Annotated in this window: 17 protein-coding genes; 10 read left to right on the plus strand and 7 right to left on the minus strand. The window is 41.7% G+C overall.

Annotated features, from left to right (window positions below):
• Positions 1–234: 234 nt before the first annotated feature.
• Positions 235–4149, plus strand: a complete 3915-nt coding sequence (locus MTO98_RS15865; RefSeq protein WP_243487602.1) for a hypothetical protein — start codon at positions 235–237, stop codon at positions 4147–4149.
• A 138-nt stretch (positions 4150–4287) separates the two neighbouring features.
• Here the strand turns inward: MTO98_RS15865 and MTO98_RS15870 are convergent, their stop codons facing one another.
• On the minus strand, positions 4288–4566 hold the full coding sequence (locus MTO98_RS15870) for a helix-turn-helix domain-containing protein (protein WP_243487603.1): 279 nt from the start codon (positions 4564–4566) through the stop codon (positions 4288–4290).
• A gap of 375 nt (positions 4567–4941) precedes the next feature.
• On the opposite strand from MTO98_RS15870, the gene MTO98_RS15875 reads away from it, so the two are divergent.
• The 4 genes from MTO98_RS15875 to MTO98_RS15890 all read left to right on the plus strand — a co-directional run bounded on the left by MTO98_RS15875 (position 4942) and on the right by MTO98_RS15890 (position 10505).
• Positions 4942–5220, plus strand: a complete 279-nt coding sequence (locus MTO98_RS15875) for a hypothetical protein (RefSeq protein ID WP_243487604.1) — start codon at positions 4942–4944, stop codon at positions 5218–5220.
• A gap of 140 nt (positions 5221–5360) precedes the next feature.
• Positions 5361–5918, plus strand: coding sequence for a TlpA disulfide reductase family protein (locus MTO98_RS15880; protein ID WP_243487605.1), 558 nt, complete (start codon positions 5361–5363; stop codon positions 5916–5918).
• An 8-nt stretch (positions 5919–5926) separates the two neighbouring features.
• A complete protein-coding gene (locus MTO98_RS15885) occupies positions 5927–9124 on the plus strand; it encodes a SusC/RagA family TonB-linked outer membrane protein (protein ID WP_243487606.1) in 3198 nt (1065 codons plus the stop codon).
• A 10-nt stretch (positions 9125–9134) separates the two neighbouring features.
• Positions 9135–10505 carry a RagB/SusD family nutrient uptake outer membrane protein gene (locus MTO98_RS15890; RefSeq protein ID WP_243487607.1) on the plus strand — a complete coding sequence of 457 codons (1371 nt, stop codon included), beginning with the start codon at positions 9135–9137 and terminating at the stop codon, positions 10503–10505.
• A gap of 46 nt (positions 10506–10551) precedes the next feature.
• Here MTO98_RS15890 and MTO98_RS15895 read toward each other — a convergent pair whose 3' ends face one another.
• Positions 10552–11934, minus strand: coding sequence for an MFS transporter (locus MTO98_RS15895; protein WP_243487608.1), 1383 nt, complete (start codon positions 11932–11934; stop codon positions 10552–10554).
• Positions 11935–12010: 76 nt separating this feature from the next.
• Positions 12011–12757: an SDR family NAD(P)-dependent oxidoreductase gene (locus MTO98_RS15900; RefSeq protein ID WP_243487609.1), complete on the minus strand. Its 747-nt coding sequence runs from the start codon at positions 12755–12757 to the stop codon at positions 12011–12013.
• Positions 12758–12770: 13 nt separating this feature from the next.
• On the opposite strand from MTO98_RS15900, the gene MTO98_RS15905 reads away from it, so the two are divergent.
• The gene (locus tag MTO98_RS15905; RefSeq protein ID WP_243487610.1) at positions 12771–13229 is read left to right on the plus strand and encodes a helix-turn-helix domain-containing protein; all 459 of its coding nucleotides are present in this window, start codon (positions 12771–12773) and stop codon (positions 13227–13229) included.
• Positions 13230–13284: 55 nt separating this feature from the next.
• Here the strand turns inward: MTO98_RS15905 and MTO98_RS15910 are convergent, their stop codons facing one another.
• The 3 genes from MTO98_RS15910 to MTO98_RS15920 form a co-directional block, all read right to left on the minus strand.
• A complete protein-coding gene (locus MTO98_RS15910) occupies positions 13285–13608 on the minus strand; it encodes a hypothetical protein (RefSeq protein WP_243487611.1) in 324 nt (107 codons plus the stop codon).
• Between the two features lie 131 nt (positions 13609–13739).
• Entirely contained in the window at positions 13740–14168 is a 429-nt protein-coding gene (locus tag MTO98_RS15915; protein WP_243487612.1) for a MauE/DoxX family redox-associated membrane protein, read from the minus strand.
• Between the two features lie 133 nt (positions 14169–14301).
• Complete coding sequence (locus MTO98_RS15920; RefSeq protein WP_243487613.1) at positions 14302–14868, minus strand: Crp/Fnr family transcriptional regulator; 567 nt, start codon at positions 14866–14868, stop codon at positions 14302–14304.
• 177 nt (positions 14869–15045) lie between these two features.
• Here MTO98_RS15920 and MTO98_RS15925 point away from each other — a divergent pair, with 177 nt between their 5' ends.
• Both MTO98_RS15925 and MTO98_RS15930 read left to right on the plus strand, forming a co-directional pair.
• Positions 15046–16314 (plus strand): aminotransferase class I/II-fold pyridoxal phosphate-dependent enzyme, encoded by a 1269-nt coding sequence (locus MTO98_RS15925; protein WP_243487614.1) that lies wholly within the window; start codon positions 15046–15048, stop codon positions 16312–16314.
• 67 nt (positions 16315–16381) lie between these two features.
• The gene (locus tag MTO98_RS15930) at positions 16382–17563 is read left to right on the plus strand and encodes a hypothetical protein (protein ID WP_243487615.1); all 1182 of its coding nucleotides are present in this window, start codon (positions 16382–16384) and stop codon (positions 17561–17563) included.
• Here MTO98_RS15930 and MTO98_RS15935 read toward each other — a convergent pair.
• On the minus strand, positions 17560–17793 hold the full coding sequence (locus MTO98_RS15935; RefSeq protein WP_243487616.1) for a hypothetical protein: 234 nt from the start codon (positions 17791–17793) through the stop codon (positions 17560–17562). The two genes, MTO98_RS15930 and MTO98_RS15935, sit on opposite strands and share 4 nt — an antisense overlap.
• Before the next feature lie 261 nt (positions 17794–18054).
• On the opposite strand from MTO98_RS15935, the gene istA reads away from it, so the two are divergent.
• Both istA and istB read left to right on the plus strand, forming a co-directional pair.
• The gene (istA, locus tag MTO98_RS15940; protein ID WP_243487617.1) at positions 18055–19578 is read left to right on the plus strand and encodes an IS21 family transposase; all 1524 of its coding nucleotides are present in this window, start codon (positions 18055–18057) and stop codon (positions 19576–19578) included.
• Positions 19579–19628: 50 nt separating this feature from the next.
• Entirely contained in the window at positions 19629–20378 is a 750-nt protein-coding gene (istB, locus tag MTO98_RS15945; protein WP_243487618.1) for an IS21-like element helper ATPase IstB, read from the plus strand.
• The last annotated feature ends 80 nt before the right edge of the window (positions 20379–20458 follow it).

Below are 20458 nucleotides of genomic sequence, written 5' to 3' on the forward strand. Positions count from 1 at the left end.
TTGCTTTCTTGTGAAATAAAAGCGTTAGAATTAATTTGGTGATCTGTGCTTTACTTTCCTGAATTGATAAAGGTTTTAATTTGAAAAAGACGCTGTCTTTATGACATCTAGCTTAACATTATTAAGGTGATTTTGTCGATATTTCTGCCTTTGAAATTAAATATTTGGCACTGGCATTTGCATTGACATTGGTTAACGTCTATGCTTTTTGTATCATCATTTTAAACCTATTGCATGAATTCAACCGATACCAGAATTGTTACCTTAAGCAACAAGATCGCTTCTTATTCTAAGGAATCGCTGAGCTTTCCAAAATATACTGACCCGCATAAAATGGGTGACGATCTGCGATATAATATAAGCGCATCGATTACAGACCTTGCGATTGCTTTAATGCCGACGCCCCTGACCGCTGAACAGATCACTGGTATTATAGATATTTTTAACGCAGCCCATAAAACCAATTTCACCATCCAGACATTTATGGGCAAAGGTTGGCTAAGACTGATTAATGAAACATATGTTATCGTTTCAGCAGTAGACACCCATTTACTCCGTTTGAACAATCCGAAATTGTTTAAGGAAACAGTTACGCCGGATGAATATAGAGTGGAGATTAACTGCTTACTTTCCATATATCAGGCTAACAAAGCCAATATTAAAAGGTCGCTTACTATCCGGCAGGTAAATGATATTATTCATAAACACAATCCGGGACTGAATGCTGATTTTTTTGTTTCTAGAAAGATACTGGCCGTCAATGGTCAAGGGAACTTTTATATTAATGATGGGAACAATTATATCGACCATCTAAAAAATAGAGTGATCAGCCTGGCTTGGTTCAAAATTACGGCAACAGGTGTCACGATGGATTCCTTCCGGAAATTTCTGAGGTTTATAGACTTTATTCATCGCTGGCCTGATAAATTGGCCGATTTCATTTCTTATGAGCACATCCAAAAGATAAGTCAGTTCTCTGAGGATCTGTTAAATAGCGAGGAAGATCTTTCAGATCCTGAAAAAGAGATCCTTAATGACCATTTAGACCGCGAATCTTATAAGCAAGATTCATTTACACCGCTTATCCCCAAATTCCAGTTTGTTGATCAGGGACCCTATGAATTTTTTCAGCAATTGGAAGACTTCAGTGGTTACCATCATGACCTGTTCAGCCATGAAGAATCACGATCAACCTATTTATTGTTGCTGAGGTTCATCCTACAGTTTGAGCATTCCCAGGAACCTTATCACCGGGTAAAACGGTTGCTTATAGAACATAAGAATCCATTCATTAAATACCAATTACTGCATGTGATCAAAAATAATTTTCCGGAAGTGTTGGCTTATTTCTTAGACGATCAGCAATTAGCACCACTGTTTTTTCAGGAATTAGATGATATCACGATAAAAGAGGAATGGTTAAAAACGCACGCATCCTATGACGAAAATTTCGCCGTGGCCAACCGTATCAAAAATGATTTATGGATGGAAGCTTTTGATCTCTATGTTGACATGGCATGTCATGCATCCCAACCGGGTGATTTTGCAAAGGGTTTGTTGGTTGCGCTGACCTACGTATCAGGTAAAGTGTTCAGCTTTAATATTCATAATTATCAGCGCAGTTCGGAACTACACAAGATGTTCAGGCAACGCTACGGTGATGTAGTTAAAATATTAAAGAATGCCCGCATCCTTTATTCCAACAGTTATCCTAAACCGATCAATACCCCGTTGCTTTCCGCTTTGGTACTACCGGAAATGCTTGATCTGATGAACAATGCCCTAACATTTCCACAACAGAATGAGTTTCTTCATATAGAGGCTGCTACCCTAGACGCTTATATTGAAATGCTGCGTTTGTCTGACGAGGATTTTACCAATGATGATCTTTATAACGATGAGAATGGCAGGTTATCTAAACTGAATGAACAAATAACGGAGAAGCTCTATAAAAAGCTGGTTTATTATTTCAGCGTCCGAGAAGTAGAGGTGTATAATTATATCGATGATCCTAAAAAAAGGGTAGTAAAACGCGGTGTTGGCGACTTCGGCTTAGAAATAATCGATTTCGCCTTGCTGTTCCTGCATTTCCAGCGAGATGGGCTGATCTCTAAATTGGATGATGCCTTCAGAGGGCATCTTTCTTTTAACCTGGATAGTGCGAAATATTTTGAGCATGATCGCGCGGAGGCGCACAAAGTTGCCATTTACCTCAAGATCCTTTTGGTCGCATACCTGAGTATCAACAAACGCAAGGATACTTCCGAATTACTCAATTACCCTATCGCAGAAACACTCCGAAGCCTGGAGACTTTGATCACACATTATGCACTGGCATATAATAAAGATGATGAAGGCCAGGGAAAACACGATATTTTTTCGTCAAGCCGTTATTACTTTTACAGTGATATTTACAGCCAGTCGCTGACGGTGTTGCTTAATCTGGCATTAAATAATTTCCCTTTAAAGGAGGCAAAGACCTTTATCGATCAGTATTTCGACGCCAGCGAAGATCTGAGTAAACTTTTTGTAGCGGTTAACCGCATCGAAGACAAAAATATTAAAGCTGAACTTTCCGCAAAGATCGAGAAGGTGGATGCAGCAGCTTTCGTTGACAAAGTATTTTCTATCACTCAGTTAGAGTCAATATTAATTGAGATCGTTAATTCCCGCACCCTGTATAAATATGCAGCGCCATTTTTGAAGGTGATCGAAGATCATGCCGCCAAAAGAAATGTTAACACACCGGAAAAGCGTTCATTCCTTTTTACCATGAAACTGTTGCTGGCATTGAAGCAAAAAGATACTGAAGGCATCAAAAATCTTCCGTTGCCAAAGAACCCCTTTAACGGGGCGGATAACAACGCGAAAGAACAGGCACGTAAACAATTTTACCTGGGCCTGGATCAATTCTATAATCATAAAAACTATATAGAAGCGGTCAGGATATTTACTAATTTGTCAGCCCAATACCCAAAAAACGCAGAATACGCCTTTTATCTTTACCAGGCCAGCGCATTCAGGGACCTACATAATGATCAGGCCAGCGATGCGAAAACCCGATGGGATGCTTTCAAAGGATCATTAACAGAACAGGAAAAACCACTCCTGAACCCGTTCAGTGATCAGGGTAGCGGCATAGACATTTTATATTTTGCGTGGAACCAGGACGATATCAAGTTTGATCAGATCGTCAATACCTTAACACCTATATTCCTATATCAGGAGGAACTGATCACTCCTGTCTATAAAAATTATGTTCGTCGTGGTATGCCGGATGTGGCATATGCATATCTAAATAACGCTATTTCATATATTAAAGATTCCGGTGAAGAGGTTGCCGCCGATATCGAAGAACTGAAAGATAATGCGGTCGATGATAAGCTGATCGAGAAAATAAGAGCCACACTTTCAGATCTGAGAAACTTGCCGGCGATAAAACTTCCGCTTGTGCTACCGCCGATATTGAACAGTAAAAGAAAACTCGGTGAATTCATTTTAGGTGAAGTTATCGGCGGTATGCGGATCATGCGCAAAAAGATCAAAGCCGTCGAAAGTATCGTTAAGGAAGATCACTACAATGATGTTTTTTTGGCGACGCTCAGATTGAGGTTGCCAGTTTACGGTTGGGAAATTGCCGACCAGGAACGGACTGGCCAATCAGGTTCGGGAAAGGATGCCGGTGAAGCGGATATTGTTATCAAAGCTGCGGGGCATGAGCTGGCTTTATTGGAAGCTTTGAATATGAAAGGCAAGAACGTAAGTAACCTGGAAAAGCACGTACTGAAATGTGTTGAATACTCCCGGGATCTCAGTGCTTATTACATCGTAGTATATTACCTTGGTAAACGAAGTGATTTCAAAGACTTTTTGGACACTTACAAAGCCGATATCTCAGCGATAAATTACACCGCACCTTGGGAACTCGATAAGGCTAAAGGATTTGTTGATATGACCGATGATTTTGAAAATTCGGAAAACATGTATATCGGCAGAACCCATCACAGAACCAAAAAGGAATTATATCATGTAGTGATAGATTTAAGCAAGCCGGATAAAGTGGTCAAACCTATAAAAGCTCCTAAAACCGCTAAGCCACCCAAAGGACCAAAACCAAAGAACGGAACTTCTACGGTAGCTGTTTTTTAATTCACATGTTCATTTCTGAACAAATGCTAAAATTATAAGCACTCAATAAAGTTATATTGCACAAAAGGCCGCTGAAAAAGCGGTCTTTTGTATTAGTGATTTATCATGATCAGTATTCTTCAGCGATCAAAAAGCATTTTATTTACCTTTTCTTTCTTTTCGAGTAGGTGGATTTTTCGAAATATCAAAATCAAAATCTAAAAGTTCTTTTGGATGAACTTCTAAGGCATTTGCAAGTGCTTCTAAATTGGATATGGTAAAATTACTTTTGCCATTCAGCATTATCCAAATTTGCTTTAATGTAAAACCGGTACGATCGACGATATCTTCCTGAACTATACCTTTTTGTGCACGTATCTCATCAATTCTCTTAGTGACTTTATTAATAAATTCTTGATTTCGATACTTTTCTGTCATGCTCACGTAAAGCAAGCATCAAACACTATTTTTTATTACGTTGATTTCGACTAATAAAATATTCTTTTTATTATATTTGGGAAAGAATAAAAGCTAAATAAATCCATAGGCGATTAAATCACTTATGTTATTTTTGCGAATACTTCGAAAATATTGAAGCATTCGCTTTGAGTCTTGCTCCGGAAATTACGACTTTCTACAGAGCGCAAGATGAGAAGCCGGAATGCCCATGCTACAGGCATGGGATTCCCTTCTTGTTCGTGCTCATGGGCGTCGTAACCCTCCGGAACGATAAGTTGGGAACCATGCCTGTAGTATTATCCAGAAATTAATCTCTCTTGCAGACTCCTGATAATGAATTTTTAAATCATTAAAATGGACGCGAATAACGCACTTCCTAAAATGCCAGAATTCAATTCCCTGACGGAGATCATGGAGCGGTTCAACACCGTGCCTTATGATCAATTCCAGGCTGAATTGAATGATTGGTTTTATAGGAATCTGGCTAAAGACCAGTGCGCCAACGAACTGCAATCTTCTGAAAACTCCTGCATTGAAAAGCTCCCAGCTTTAGTCTCTGAAATTTACCATCACGCTGAATTACTTGGCGCATTGTCAGAAGCTAAAATCATATCTGGGAATGAGATCAAGTAAACACATCGTATGGCGATTGGTCATCTGTCCACCAGAATGACCCGAGGATAATGGCGACCCGGCAGTTAATAGTTAAAAATCCGGGTTGCCGTTATCCTGTGCACTTGTCTTATTTCTAATCATTTACAACGAATTTCTTAATGAAAAAATTAACGATCTTGATCGTATGGGCATGCTATTGCCTTTACTTTCCGGCTTTTGGCCAAACAACTACACTTGGTCCATATCTTCATGTAGGCGATAAAATGCCGGATATGGTAATATCCAATGTATTAAACGCTAGGGAAAAAACAATTGATCTGGCAAAGCTTAGGGGCAAAGTTATACTATTGGATTTTTGGAATACATTCTGTTCATCCTGTATAGAAGGGTTTAGTGACCTTGATTCTCTTCAGCACGTTTATCCTGACAAGCTAAAAGTCATTCTTGTCAATCCGGGAAATGGCGATACCCGAAAGGGTATTGATATCGTGATAAAGCGTACCAAATCATGGTCGAATTACGGATTTGATCTGCCTATTGTTTTTCCAGGCTCATCAGTGACATCCTTATTTAAATTCCGTGGCGTCCCACACACCATTTGGATCGGGGAAGATGGGACTATCATTGCCATTACCGGTAAAGAGGATGTAACCTCTAAAAATATAGCATTAGCTATAAATGGATCCAAGTTGAACCTTAAAGAAAAACAAAATTAACCATGATTATGAAATATAGATTAATCATGTCTTTTTTATTCATGTGCGCCTGTTCTTTTTCCAGTCAATTAAAGGCCCAAAACGTTTTTCTTTATGGAGAAGTACGTTCAGAGTCAGGACAACCGATAGCCGGGGCAAATTACTCTTGGACAAGGAATAAGGGCGGTGCTGTAACAGATGCAAAAGGACATCTTAGAATATATCAGTTTTTCGAAACTGATACTTTACAAGTATCGCATGTTGGTTATCAAACGGTATTAAAAGTTATAAATCATGCAACACCGACGCCATTTATCATAACGCTTAAATCATCAACAACCGAACTTAAGGAAGTTAATGTAAGTACCGGCTACCAAGTGATTCCTAAAGAGAGAGCCACAGGGTCATTTTACCATCTAGATAATAAGATTCTTGATCAGAGGGTAAGCACCAACATTATTGACCGATTGGATGGGATAACTAGTGGGCTGATCTTTGACAATCACGATGTCAATCAAAAAACTATTCAAATAAGAGGATTGAGTACGCTTAATTATGACGCGGCTTCTCCCTTGATCGTTTTGGATAATTTTCCTTATTCGGGTGATATAAACAATATCAATCCTAATGATATAGAAAGTGTTAGCGTGTTGAAAGATGCTTCTGCAGCATCCATATGGGGAGCGCGGGCAGGTAACGGTGTTATCGTGATCACCACAAAAAAAGGCAGACTGGGGCAGTCGTTGGCCATTAATTTCAATGCAAATTTGACCATTTCCCCAAAGCCAAATCTTTTTAAGGCCAACCAATTATCGGTCCCTGATTATATTGATCTTGAAAGGCAATTATTTAAGGAAGGTTATTATGATAACGCGCTGAATGATCCGTCTTATCCTGGTATCTCAGAAGTTGTTGACCTTTTGAATAAACAGGGCAATGGAGAAATAAGCGATGCGGATATATCATCGCGCTTAGATAAACTTCGATCACAAGACGTAAGAACTGAAATGCAGCGATATCTATATCGTCCGGCTGTAAATCAGCAGTATTATTTAAACTTTTCGGGATCAGGTACAAATGTTCGCTATTTATTCTCAGCAGGATATGACAGGAACTTGGCTTCACTTCGAGGTAATAGCGGAGATCGAATTACGCTTCGCTCCAATCAGCAGATCAGTTTAACATCAAAATGGACATTGCAAACAGATATCTTATTAACCAGATCGACAGGTCAAAGTAATAGTCCCGGTGGTTATGGTAATTACAGGACATTTAATTCAACGATTTCACCCTACGCGAGTCTGATCGACGCTCAAGGAAATCCGCAGTCTATTGATATCTATCATAGCAGAGCATTTACCGATACTGCCGGTAACGGAAAATTGTTAGATTGGAAATACAGGCCATTACAGGAGTTAGCCAATAATGACAATTCGAACAGCAATAATGATGTGCTGATGAACATCAATACTAATTACAAAGTCTTTAAGTGGTTAACTGCAGATCTTAAAGTGCAGCATCAGCAATCATGGAATAATAGCAGGCAGTTAAACAATATAAACTCTTATTATGCCAGAGATCTGATCAATACCTTCACGCAATTAATAAGTGGGCTTCCTTCGTATATTGTTCCCAAAAACGGCATTTTAAATTCTATCGAGGGAAATAGCAGGCAGGATGCGATCCGTGGTCAATTAAATTTTGATCAATCGTGGAGTTCTGACCACCGTCTAACAGGAATTATTGGTGCTGAGATCAGGGAGACAAAAAGTATTAGTGCCTATCAGACGATTTATGGCTATGATCCCTATACACTGACAACCCGTGCAGTGGATTACGCGAATTTATACCCAACCTACGATGAGATAAACGGTGATAGCTATATACCATATGGTACGCGTTTTTCATCTTATAATAATCGCTTCGTATCCTTATTTGCCAATGGAGCTTATACGTATCGCGATAGGTATACTTTATCAGCCAGCGCGAGACGTGATGCATCGAATCTGTTTGGCGTTAATACTAACCAAAAATGGAACCCTTTGTGGTCAACAGGTCTACTTTGGCATGTCGATCGTGAACCATTTTACAAAATCGGATGGCTTCCTCAATTGGCAATTCGTTTAACCTATGGTGTTGCCGGTAATCTTTCTCCAAATGAATCTGCTCTGACCAGAATCACCTATTTCGATGCGTCACGGTCACCAATAAGATTACCTTACGTCGGCGTTAATTCACCCGCGAATCCTTATTTAAGTTGGGAACAGGTAAAGACACTAAATGCTGGTGTAGATTTTAGCTTGTTCAATTACAGAGTTACCGGCTCACTGGAATACTATACCAAACATTCCGATAATCTGATAAATGGTGTAATTACCGATCCGACCACTGGATTTTCAAATGTTAACCGCAACTCAGCTGCCATTTTTACCAAAGGCGCAGATGTGGTCATTAATAGCGTAAATATTGATGGACCGGTCAGATGGAATAGCTCATTGCTTTTCAGCTATGTCAATTATAAGCTTACAAAAAACCTTTCGCCAACCAGTACCGAAGGTTTGGTCAGTGATGGTACCTACATATTTTCTGTCCTTGGTTATAATCCCTACGTAATCTCCAGCTATAAATGGGCCGGGCTGGATCCAAAAACAGGAGATCCAATGGGGTACGTCAATGGTCAGATCAGCAAAGATTACTCAGCTATCGCCAAGAATCCCATTGAACAGCAAATCGTGAGCGGATCCGCCGTGCCAACTATTTTCGGCTCCTTAAGAAATACCGTCGGCTATAAAGGGATATCGATCGCGGCAAATATCACTTATCGTTTCAATTACTATTTCAGAAAACCTGTTTCAAGTTACTCAAATCTGTTAAGTACCGGAGTCGGATATCAGGATTATGGAGATCGCTGGCAAGTCCCGGGAGATGAACAGAAAACAAATGTGCCGTCTTTTATTTACCCTGCTGATGGCATTCGTGACCAGTTTTATCACTATGCAGATGTCAACGTTGGAAAAGCTGATAATATCAGGCTGAAAGATATCTACATAAGTTATGACGTGCCTTTACCTAATAGGAAACACATAAAAAAATTACAGGTGTATCTGTTTGCCGACCAATTAAACCTGATCATTTGGAAAGCCAATAAATTCGGTATCGATCCTGACTTTATCTATGGGATCAAAACACCTGCGGCTTATTCGATTGGGCTGAAAACTAGTTTATAAACTTATCAATATGAAAATTTTAATCAACCTTGCAATGGGCCATTCCCGGCTATTACTGCTCATCATATATTTAGGCCTGACCGTTTCCGGGTGTAAAAAATATCTTGAAGCGAAACCTGATCAATCCATTGCTACACCTAGCACTGTTGAGGATTTGGAAGGTATCTTGAATAATTACGCATTTATCAATGCACGATATCCATCAGCCGCCGAGGTGAGCGCAGATAATTATTACCTTAAAGGAAGTGATTGGTCTTCACTGATCGACATTCAGCGCAATTTGTACACGTGGCAAAAATATGATTTAATAGGAGGGGACTATACTGCCCCATATTCTGCTATCGAGTACGCAAACATTGTGTTGGATGCGGTGCCTAAAATTCCTCTGGGTGATCGGAACCGTTTAAATATTGTGAAAGGAAATGCCCTTTTTCTACGGGCGTCCTATCATTATGCACTTGCACAGCTATATTGCAAGGTATACCTAAGTTCTAGTGCCTCAAAAGACCTTGGCATACCACTCAGGTTAAATTCTGATGTAGCGATGAAACCAAGCCGTTCCAGCGTCTCTCAGACATACACTGCCATTATTGCTGATCTTCAGGCGGCATTACCTTTATTACCATTACAGGCAGATGCAAAATACCACGCAGGTAAGCCAGCAGTGTTCGGTCAGTTAGCTAGAGTTTACCTTTCCATGAGTGACTATGATAACGCCGGAAAATACGCTGATTCGGCAATTAATCTTTATAGTAAACTTATCGATTACAATACCGTCAGCAAAACTTCTGCTATTCCATTCGTCCAATTTAACGATGAGGTGATCTATGATGCACGAACCGCAGCGCCACAGGCGCTCGCCAATTCACGTGCGAAGATTGACACCAGCCTCTATAGATCCTATGCTGCTGACGATTTGAGAAAAGTTGTGTTATTTAAGGCCAATGCGGATGGAAGTTATGGCTTTAAGGGAAATTATACAGGTCAAAACAATGCGGCCGTTTTCACAGGAATCGCCACTGACGAATTGTTTTTCATCAAAGCAGAATGCGCAGCAAGAAATGGAAAGACCAGCGAAGCATTGGTCGCATTAAATAAAGTGTTATCGACACGTTGGAAAAAGGGAACTTTCGTTGACATTACAACCACCGACAAGGATCTTTTGCTTGAAACAATTCTGAGCGAACGTCGAAAAGAGTTGGTATTTAGAAATCTTAGATGGACAGATCTCAGGCGGTTTAATCTCGAACTGACATATAATAAAACTTTAGTGAGAAATATAAATGGAACAGTTTATTCGCTTTCAAAAGGAAGTGACCGCTACGTATTGCAATTAGACAGGTCGGCTGTAGAGATCAGCGGATTGCAACAAAATCCCTAAAAAAAAGGCCGTATCATTGCAATACGGCCTTTTGCATTCTCTTCAGTTATTTAACTTTCCAACATAATATCGCTGCTATACTTAAAGATAACCCAATCGCTCCGGTAGATAAGCCGAAACTGAATTGAATCCCAGCTGCATTTGCGTTATCTGGTGCAAGTGTAAAGAAAAGTCCACCTATTACCGCAACGAAAACAGCTGCGCTGATTTGCAGCGTGGCACTTACCAGTCCAGATGCCAAACCGGAAAAACGTGGATCAACCTGGTCTACGTTTAATCGTACCAGTGCAGGAACCGCAATACCTTGTCCAAGTCCTATGATAAACAGCGGTAGATAAAGGATCGATGTAATACCGTTCAGGGAAAGCGTGGCGGCGAATAGTAATCCGGCGACTTCAAGGATCATTCCGAAGGCTGCCGCACGGGACCCCAGCCTACTAACGATAAGCTGGGTGCACCAGGGGCCAATGAAGAAACCGATCCCAAGTGGCAGAATGGCTAAACCTGTCGCGAGTGTATTATGTCCCAGCGCTCCCTGTTCATAAACTGCGAAGATCAGGAAGAAGGAGGCGAGAGCATAAAAAAAGAAAGCTGCCGTCAGGCTCTTTCGTAATCCGCTTTTCTTAAGTAAAGAAGGATAGATCAATGGCGAGGCACCGTTTGATTCCATCTTTTTCTCGTAATACCAGAAAGCTGTTAACAAAGGAATACTGGTTGTCAAAAGGATGACGCACCACCATGGCCAATGATTTTCGCGGCCTTCGATAAGCGGAAGGACGAATGCTAAAAGTCCGGTTGCGAGCAATATGGCACCGGGAACGTCCAACTTATCATATCGGTCCGCACGGTTTTCCCTTAATAAAACAATTGCGGCTGGTATCGCAAGAACGATCACCGGCAAATTAATGAGGAACACGCTTCGCCAGCCAATTTCAAAAAGGTCTGCTGATACCAGCACGCCTCCTAATAACTGACCGGCCGCAGAAGCCAGTCCGAAAGTCGCCCCATAAAAGCTAAGCGCCCTGTTCTTTTCTTTCGCAGGGAATATAGCATGAATGGATGCCAGAGATTGTGGACCCATGATGGCTGCCGAAACACCTTGTAGCAATCTGCCTGCTACTAGTATAACGGCCGATGGTGCAAATCCGCATAAGGCAGAGGCAATTCCGAAGCCAAGCATCCCTATAATGAACACACGCTTTCTGCCATATATATCTCCTAAGCGGCCTCCAAGTATCAATGTAACGGCGTATGCAGCAGCGTAGGCGGAAACCACCAATTGCGAATCAGCGGGTGAGGCATGAAGGTCTTTACGTATAGCAGGAAGCGCTACATTTACAATAAAGAAATCCAGCGGTGGTAATAATGTACCCGTCAACAATACAGCCAACGCCATCCATCGACGGGAATCTACATCAGTCTTTTCCATAGTCTTATTTGAGAAAGAGCCTCCTTCAGGCAAGGACGACTTTATTATTTTTGATCGCCAGTGACGATTTAGGGTATTAGGCGTTAAAACCGCTATCAGCTGTGATAAATGAGCCGGTGATGTATTTACTTTCGTCACCAGCCAAGAATGCTACGAGAGCGGCAATACCTTCAGGGGTTCCATATTCGGGTAATGCCATTCTTGTCCGAAAGTAATCTGCAAGCTCTGTGTTATCAGGGTTCATATCTGTTGCTGTCGGCCCGGGCTGAACAAGAGTTACTGAAATACCTTTAGGTCCAAGGTCGCGTGCTAAAGCCCGGGTAAATCCCTGGAGAGCTGATTTACTCATGGTATATAATGTAGTTTGCGGCATTATGGCATTATCACCCATATTGCTTCCGATCGATATGATCCGACCGCCTGATTTAAGATGTTTGACCGCTTCTTTTGCAGCTACAAATACAGCCTTTACATTAACATCCATAAGTTCGTCGTAGTCTGCGATGGTCAGCTCGCTAATGTCTTTTAGAGTTAAAATGCCCGCATTGTTTACTAAAATGTCAAGTCCACCGAATTCAGAAACTGTTTTACCTACGGCATTGATCACATCATCTGCATAACGGCTATTTGCTTTAATTGCCAGTGCCTTGCCGCCGCCATCTTGAATTTTTGACACCATGCTAGCTGATTTTTCAGCGGAACTGTCACTTGTGTAGGTAAATGCAACACTTGCTCCGTCATCGGCTAAACGGTTTACGATCGCAGCACCGATTCCTCGGCTTCCGCCTGTTACTAATGCGATCTTATTTGCTAATTTTTTCATTTAATATCTGTTTTTGAAAATTATTGGCAAACGTACACGCAAACTTTTACTTTTGTATGTTAAGCATAAATTGTTAGGTACTAACAAAAAAGTAAGTATGAGAAAAGAATCTTCTACGAACGCCCTTAATGAAAGGCGAATTACTGATAGCTGCGGAATGGCTAATACATTACACGTCATGGGTGGCCGTTGGAAGCCAGCTATATTGTGCCGTTTAATGCATGGAAAAATGCGTTACAATGAACTCAAAAAATCTATAGAAGGTATATCTGAACGAATGCTGGTTGCCCAATTACGTGAATTAGAACAGGATGGGATCATCACAAGGGTTATTTATCCTGAAGTACCACCGAGGGTGGAGTACCATACAACGGAGTTAGGAAAAACGATGCATGATGTTATAAATGCTATGGCTGACTGGGGAAACATGTATCGAAACGTTACGGAACCGGTGGATGCCGGGGAGAGATGACCCATGTTTCATCTTAAAAAAAGGCTGCCATAGTATTCTAGGGCAGCCTTTTTTATTAATTTTTCATATCAATGCTGGCATTTGCAGGTGAATGTGCCTGCTGTGAAGACCAAAGATTGGCCTTTTCGGCATTGAATTCGGTAGCTACCGGTGTTTGTCCGGCAGGGCGGCTAGTGGTGAGCGTTACACCGCAAACGTCAGTTGCGCCGCTGCAGGGAGTTAATGTCGAGCTCTGATAATTGCTGGCATTTTGTATATCCGCTTGCAAAGTGGAGGCAGAGGTGTAAACATAAAAGTTACTGTTTGCTTTTTTGGTTGTAAATGCACTTGCACTAACAGCGATAACGATGGCTAATACGCCTAAAAGTTTTCTTTTCATTTTGATGTCCGCTTTTATAGATCAAAAAGCGATAAACTTAATTTATGATAAATTGAATTGATTCAAGATCTCTCGGGATCCAACCGTGTTCAAGCCTAAACTATCAGGAATTGAACAATTTAAGCATGTGCTTATTTGCCAATGAACCTCCTTTCTTTCAGATCTATTAGTAATCCATATATGCTGACGGACAGAAATAGTAAATTGAAAATAAAATGCTGTTGCCAGTTCAATTTGCTGATGATGCCGCCACAGGAACATGGAACTTTTCCAAATGCGCCAGTCATAGCCAACCCCACATATCCTGTGAATATGAGCATCAATACAGTTGCTGAATAATAGCCGAAGGTTCTGGTTATTTTAAATAACAAGCTTATAACTGTGGTTAGTTCTGCTAATGGAATAATGATAATCAAGGTATTTATCGACCAGCCTGGGAAGGGCTGACGAATCATTTCAAGCTTATAAGTGTCGATGTCTGACAATTTGCTTATCGCAGCATAGGAAAACATCAGGATCAGTAAAAAGGAAATAAGGTCAGGCAGATCGGAGCGTTTCATTGGTTTGAATTTTAAATCAAATCTCTGTAGCTTGAAACTAAACGGCGATGAGATAACCTACAAAACAGTTGATTATATGATACAATCTGAGGGAATTAATTCACACAAGTTTGTGATAATGATCACATAATGATTAGTGTTTACCCATTAACCTGGCCAAAGTCTCCCTTGACATGTTGAGATAGGAGGAAATATACTTTGCCGGACTTTTTTGGAAAATTACTGGATGGTTCTTGAACAGGCGTTCATAGCGTTCGTTGGCTGGCAGGGTAAGAATATGCTGCCTTTCATGTTCTTCTATGCGGCTTTTTAGTAAAGCATATTTGATCAGTAGCGATGTTTCAGGTAATCGCCTGTTCAATTCTATCAGATCGACATAACTCAAGGCGATGGCCTGAGTTGATTCCATAAACTCTGTGTAATAAAAGGAGGGGACCTTGTAATACCCTTCATACGAAAACAACAGGTCTCCACTGTTCCAAAACCTGACGGTATGGTCCTTGCCTTTCCGGTCGTAATAATATCCCCGGGCAAAACCGCTTTGGATCAGGTAAAGGTTTAACTCAACCTGACCGGCAGCGTGAATGATCTGCTTGGGCTTATAAATTTCCAAATGCGTCATTGCCGTAAGTTCGTAAGAATAGCTTTCGGAAAAGGTTCCGGCTTTTTTTAGTATAGATTCTATTGCATCATTTATCATCGTGTGAAGCATCCGGGAAATTAGGTTCAGGATCGCTCTAACCATCAAAATTATGGGACAAAAAATCTAAACTTGGGACATGACTTATATATATTAACTAATTGTTAATGAATTATTTCCATGTCTCATTTTTACAAAAAATCGGGACTTACATTTATTCCATAAAATCGATAGAGAATGAATGTAAACTTTGAAAATGCTAGTTTTAAGGACTTTGAGAATATACCCGGTCAAAGCCTGTATGCCACCACAGATGAATTCCATAATTACTTAAATTTCTTAAGAAGCAACGGACATCTTAATTACCGGATCGAATCCATATCCCCGGTCGGACCGGAGATGGACCTTTTATTGCCAGGTGATCAACACACTACCAGATCTGTCTGCCTGGTTTCTAACGATTACCTAGGTTTTAGTCAGCACCCTAAAATTAAAGAAGCGGTTATAAAAGGCATCACCAAGTTTGGAACCGGATCAGGCGCTTCTCCTGCGATCGGCGGGCATTTTATTTACCATAAAATATTGGAGGAAAGAATTGCACAATTCTATAAAAAGAAAGAAGCTATTCTTTACACCACTGGTTATACAGCGAATAGCGCTACCCTACAATGCCTTTTGCATAAGGAAGACCTGCTCATATTGGATATGGCCGTTCATGCCAGCGTTTACGAGGGCGCGCTCAACACCAATGTCAAAACGTTTCTGCACAACAACCTGGACATGCTGGAACAGGTCCTTAAAAATGCGCAGGAAAAATACCGCACAAAAATGGTGGTTATTGACGGCGTGTATAGTCAGGATGGAGATATCGCACCAATAGGTGAGATCGCCGACCTGGCCCATAATTATGGTGCTTATTTAATTGTTGATGATGCCCATGGGATCGGTGTTTTGGGAAAAACCGGGAGAGGTGTGATCGAATTGGATAACTCCTTCGATAAGGTGGATATTATAACCGGTACTTTCAGCAAGGCTCTGGGAAATATCGGAGGATATGTTTTGGGGGAACCTAATCTAATAGAATACCTAAAATATCAATCGAAGCAGCATCTTTTCTCAACGACCGCAACACCTGCCATTTACGGAATTCTTAGGGCGATCGAGCTGGTTGACGAAGAACCGGAATGGCGCTCAAGGCTTTGGGCCAATATCAACTATTTGAAAAACGGTCTGATATCAGCAGGTTTTGATGTTGGCACAAGCGCTTCAGCAATAATTCCGGTAAAGATCGGGGACATTCACAAGACCTTAGAAGCCGGAAGATTGTTGCTGAAAGCAGGAATATATACTAACCCAATCATGTATCCTGCTGTATCGAAGAAAAATGCCAGGATACGCATGAATGTTATGGCTACGCACACTTTTGAGCAACTCGGCCGCGTTTTGGAGGCCTTTATTGAAATTGATAAAAAACTTTCCATTTCGATTCACAAGACCACAGTTTAAAAGATCAATCTTATCGTCGTTTGAAAACGACACTTCTGATGTACGATGGTTAAAACACATTTATTTTATGAAAAACATTTCGGTTCGTCTGCAACAATTCGTTACCGAATCGCTTCACCCGAAAGCAATAGTCGGACAGCGGTTTACTTTCAACGAATTTGAAAAGTGGAAGCAATTTATAACCAAAGAAACCAATGCACTATACTTAAGTTCTTCTAAAATACAGTTTACAAACCGGAAGAGAAAAGAGGCATACATTATAGATATATTGAATGAACTCATTTCAATAAGTAATACGGTTAATGGGTATCTTTTCAAACAATCCCGTATTTGGAAAAATATGCCCGAAGCATCAGAGATCAGGCAAGGCTATGTATTTACATGCCTTGCCTTTGAAAACCTGATCGATAAGCTCGTTATTAAATATCCTGAGATTGCTGAAAATACCAGGCTTTCGGACTATACAATACGTAGTGTCAGAATAGATTTAAAACTACTACTGACAGCAACACAGAAACATCTGGTTGGGCATTTTATTGAACAGGATATTTTAGCGGTATTATTTGAAGGGATTTCTGATCTCATAAATCTACAACCGCTCGACCAAGCTCACGTCTCATACTTAAGAAAATTGATGAGTAGCATAACGGCCAGAAGGTTTGAATCTGCAAAAGTCTTGATGGATTACCTGATCATTAATGACTTTAACGTGCCAAGCTTTTTTCTTTTTTGCGTGAATAATTGGTCTGACCAGCTTTCAGACTTGGATGGTTTATTGGAGCAAAGAGAAATGATTCTGGAAACCAAAAGCCATCTTTTCGATCTTACACTTACCAAAGGCCTTAAATTTCCTTTTGCCAAACAGCGTTTCTATAATGAACTTAATAATTATTTGTCAGAGAAATACTCACTGGTAAAGGAAAGATTAAAGATCAGAACACAATTTGTGGCTGCTGAAAATGCAAGACCCCGAGCTAAACGGGTACTGATCAACTTATCTGTAGCACAACTCGGCTTATTTATCAGGTTACAGGTTGAAAAGGGTATTTTGGCAAAAGAACATATCGGTGAACTCTTTGCCTTCTTTGCCAAACATTTCTATACACCTAATACGGATATTATATCAGCTGATAGCCTTCAGAAAAAATCATCGGACGTGGAACACGCAACAGCCGTTAAACTGAAAGGACACTTGATCGCTATGCTTAATTGGTTGAATACTCATTACAACCTCTCAAACTTTAATTAGGTTTCCAGCGTCCGTTTTTGAAATTCTTTTAGTAGTCCCTGGCCTTTTAGCATGTTCAGCATTTCGGCATACCAGGAATAGGTAAAATCCCGGTGGGATTTCAATTTAGCTAGATTTACCGTCATCAGATCATTCAGATCAGATAATCCCAACTTTTCAGCGCGCTCGACAAACTCACTCGCCATTCCGAGCTTGAAAAATGAAAATTTAAGTTTTTTGTCTTCCGTCATGAGAAAAATCTCTGATCCGCAATGCGTAATCAAATTTGCATTTTTTATGGCAAAATCAAAAATCAATATTTAAAACGTGGAGATTCTGATGAACCTGACCACCTTATTCCGGATTTAGCTGACCACCTGTTCCGCTCCCTGTTGACCAGGGTATTCCGGCGGAAGCTGACCACCCCGATGTTGTAGCAAATGTTGTCCTGGCGGCCCATGCTGGAGGTGGTATAACACCCCTCGATAAGCATGGCTAACCCAACGATCAACATGAGTAAGATTAGAAAGATACTGAAGCTGTATAGCCAGGAACGGAGCATCATGGCGATCTCCGCGCAGGCGGACGCTTCCCGCAACACCGTCAAGAAGTATTTGGCGGCTTTTAAGACCACCGGCTTTACTTTCGATGAAGTAGATGCCCTGAATGATAAAGAGCTCGAGGAGCTCTTCGGAAAGGCCAAGGAGGCCAAACCCAACGCGCGTATGCAATCCATGCTGCGCTGCTTCCCCCACGTCGATAAAGAACTTAAACGCACGGGCGTGACCCGTTTTATGCTTTGGGAGGCCTATGTAAAAGAGTTTCCCAACGGCTATCAGTACAGCCAGTTCTGCTTTTATTATAACCAATGGAAGGCCCGTGTCAACCCCACGATGCATATGGATCATAAGGCAGGTGATAAGCTGTATGTGGACTTCGCGGGTGAAAAGCTGAGCATCACAGATAAAGATACCGGCGAGATCATCCCTGTAGAGGTCTTTGTGGCCATCTTAGGCGCCAGCCAGTTAACCTATGCGGAAGCAGTACCCAGCCAGCAAAAGGAAGACTTTATCTCGGCCTGTGAGAATACGCTGCACTATGTCGGTGGTGTACCCGCGGCCATTGTACCGGACAACCTCAAAGCTGCCGTAACCAAGAGTAACAGGTATGAACCCACTATCAATGAGACCTTTGAGGACTTCGCAGAATACTACGGAACGACCATATTACCAGCGCGGGCGTACCGCCCGCGCGACAAAGCACTGGTAGAAGGTGCGGTAAAGATCCTCTACAGCAAGATCCATGCACCATTGCATAAGGAGGTGTTTCATACGATACAGGACCTTAACAAAGCCATATTGGCTTTGTTAGAAGTTCATAACACCCAGTTTCTCAAAGGCCGCAATTACAGCCGCCGCCTCCAGTTCGAAGAGATCGAAAAGCACACGCTCGCCCCGCTGCCTGTACAGCGCTACCAGTTCAAAAAGCAATTCCATGCCCGGGTGATAAAGAATGGCCATGTCAACTTAGGCCCTGACAAACACTATTATAGCGTACCCTACAGGTTTATCGGAAGGCGGGTCAAGCTTATGTATTCGCGAACCACGGTGGAGATCTACTCCAACTATGAACGGATCGCCCTTCATAAACGCGATAAAGCCCCTTATGGCTATACTACCGACGAGGACCACATGGCCAGCACGCACCGCTTCCGCAGCGAATGGACACCGGACAAGTTCCTGAACTGGGCTTCCTCAATCCACGAGGATGTACGTCTTTATATCCTGCATATCCTTGAGCGCAAGCAACATCCGGAACAGGCCTATAAATCTTGTTTAGGCGTATTGACCTTCGCCAAAAAGGCCGGAAACGAACGCCTGACCATGGCCTGCCAGCGTGCGCTCAGCTATGGCGTATATAACTACAAAACGATCCAGTCTATCCTGGAGAACAAGATGGAGACCTATGAAGAGAGCATCTTCGCGGACGAGCTCCCTATGCCCAGCCATGATAATATCCGTGGTGATTACGAATAATAAAAGCAACCATTTACACATAAATCATATACAAAAAACAACCTAAGACAATGAATGAAAGTACATTAGACAAATTGAGAAAGATGAAGTTCTTCGGCATGTTCCATGCTTTTAAAAGCAGCCTGGAGACCGGTAAAACCAATGACCACACCGCCGATGAACTCTTAGGCATGCTGGTCGATGCCGAATGGGACGACCGCCAGAACCGCAAGATCGAACGCACCATCCAGGGTGCCAAGTTCCGTTATAAAGCCTCTATCGAGGATGTGAACTATCATGCCAGCCGCAGCATTGACCGCAACCAGGTAATGCGCCTGGCCGAATGCAACTTTATTGACCGTTTCGAGAACGTCCTGATCACCGGCAGTACCGGTATTGGTAAAAGCTATATGGCCTCCGCCATAGGCTACCAGGCCTGTATATTAGGCTATAGGGTGTTCTATGCCAGTACCGGTAAACTCTTTGCCAAGCTGAAAATGGCCAAGGCAGATGGTTCCTATATAAAGGAGCTGGCCAGGCTGGAACGCCAGCAACTCCTCATATTAGATGACTTCGGTATCCAACCTTTCGATGCCCAGAGCAGGGCCGCCCTGATGGAGCTGATCGAGGATAGGCATGGCAAGACCTCACTGATCATCACCTCACAGCTACCAGTCAGTAAATGGTTCGAAGTAATAGGGGAAAAGACCATTGCTGATGCCATCCTGGACCGGATCGTCCACGATGCCCACCGTATCGAATTAAGAGGCGACTCGATGCGCAAAAAACGCAGCACCGAACCTGAAAACGTCTATGCCTGAACTATGCAAATAAATCCCTATTTTTGACCCACGCTTTGACACTATTTGCTACCTCCCGGTACAGTAAAAGTGGTGGTCAG

It is taken from the genome of Mucilaginibacter sp. SMC90 (assembly GCF_022811725.1).
GTDB lineage: Bacteria > Bacteroidota > Bacteroidia > Sphingobacteriales > Sphingobacteriaceae > Mucilaginibacter.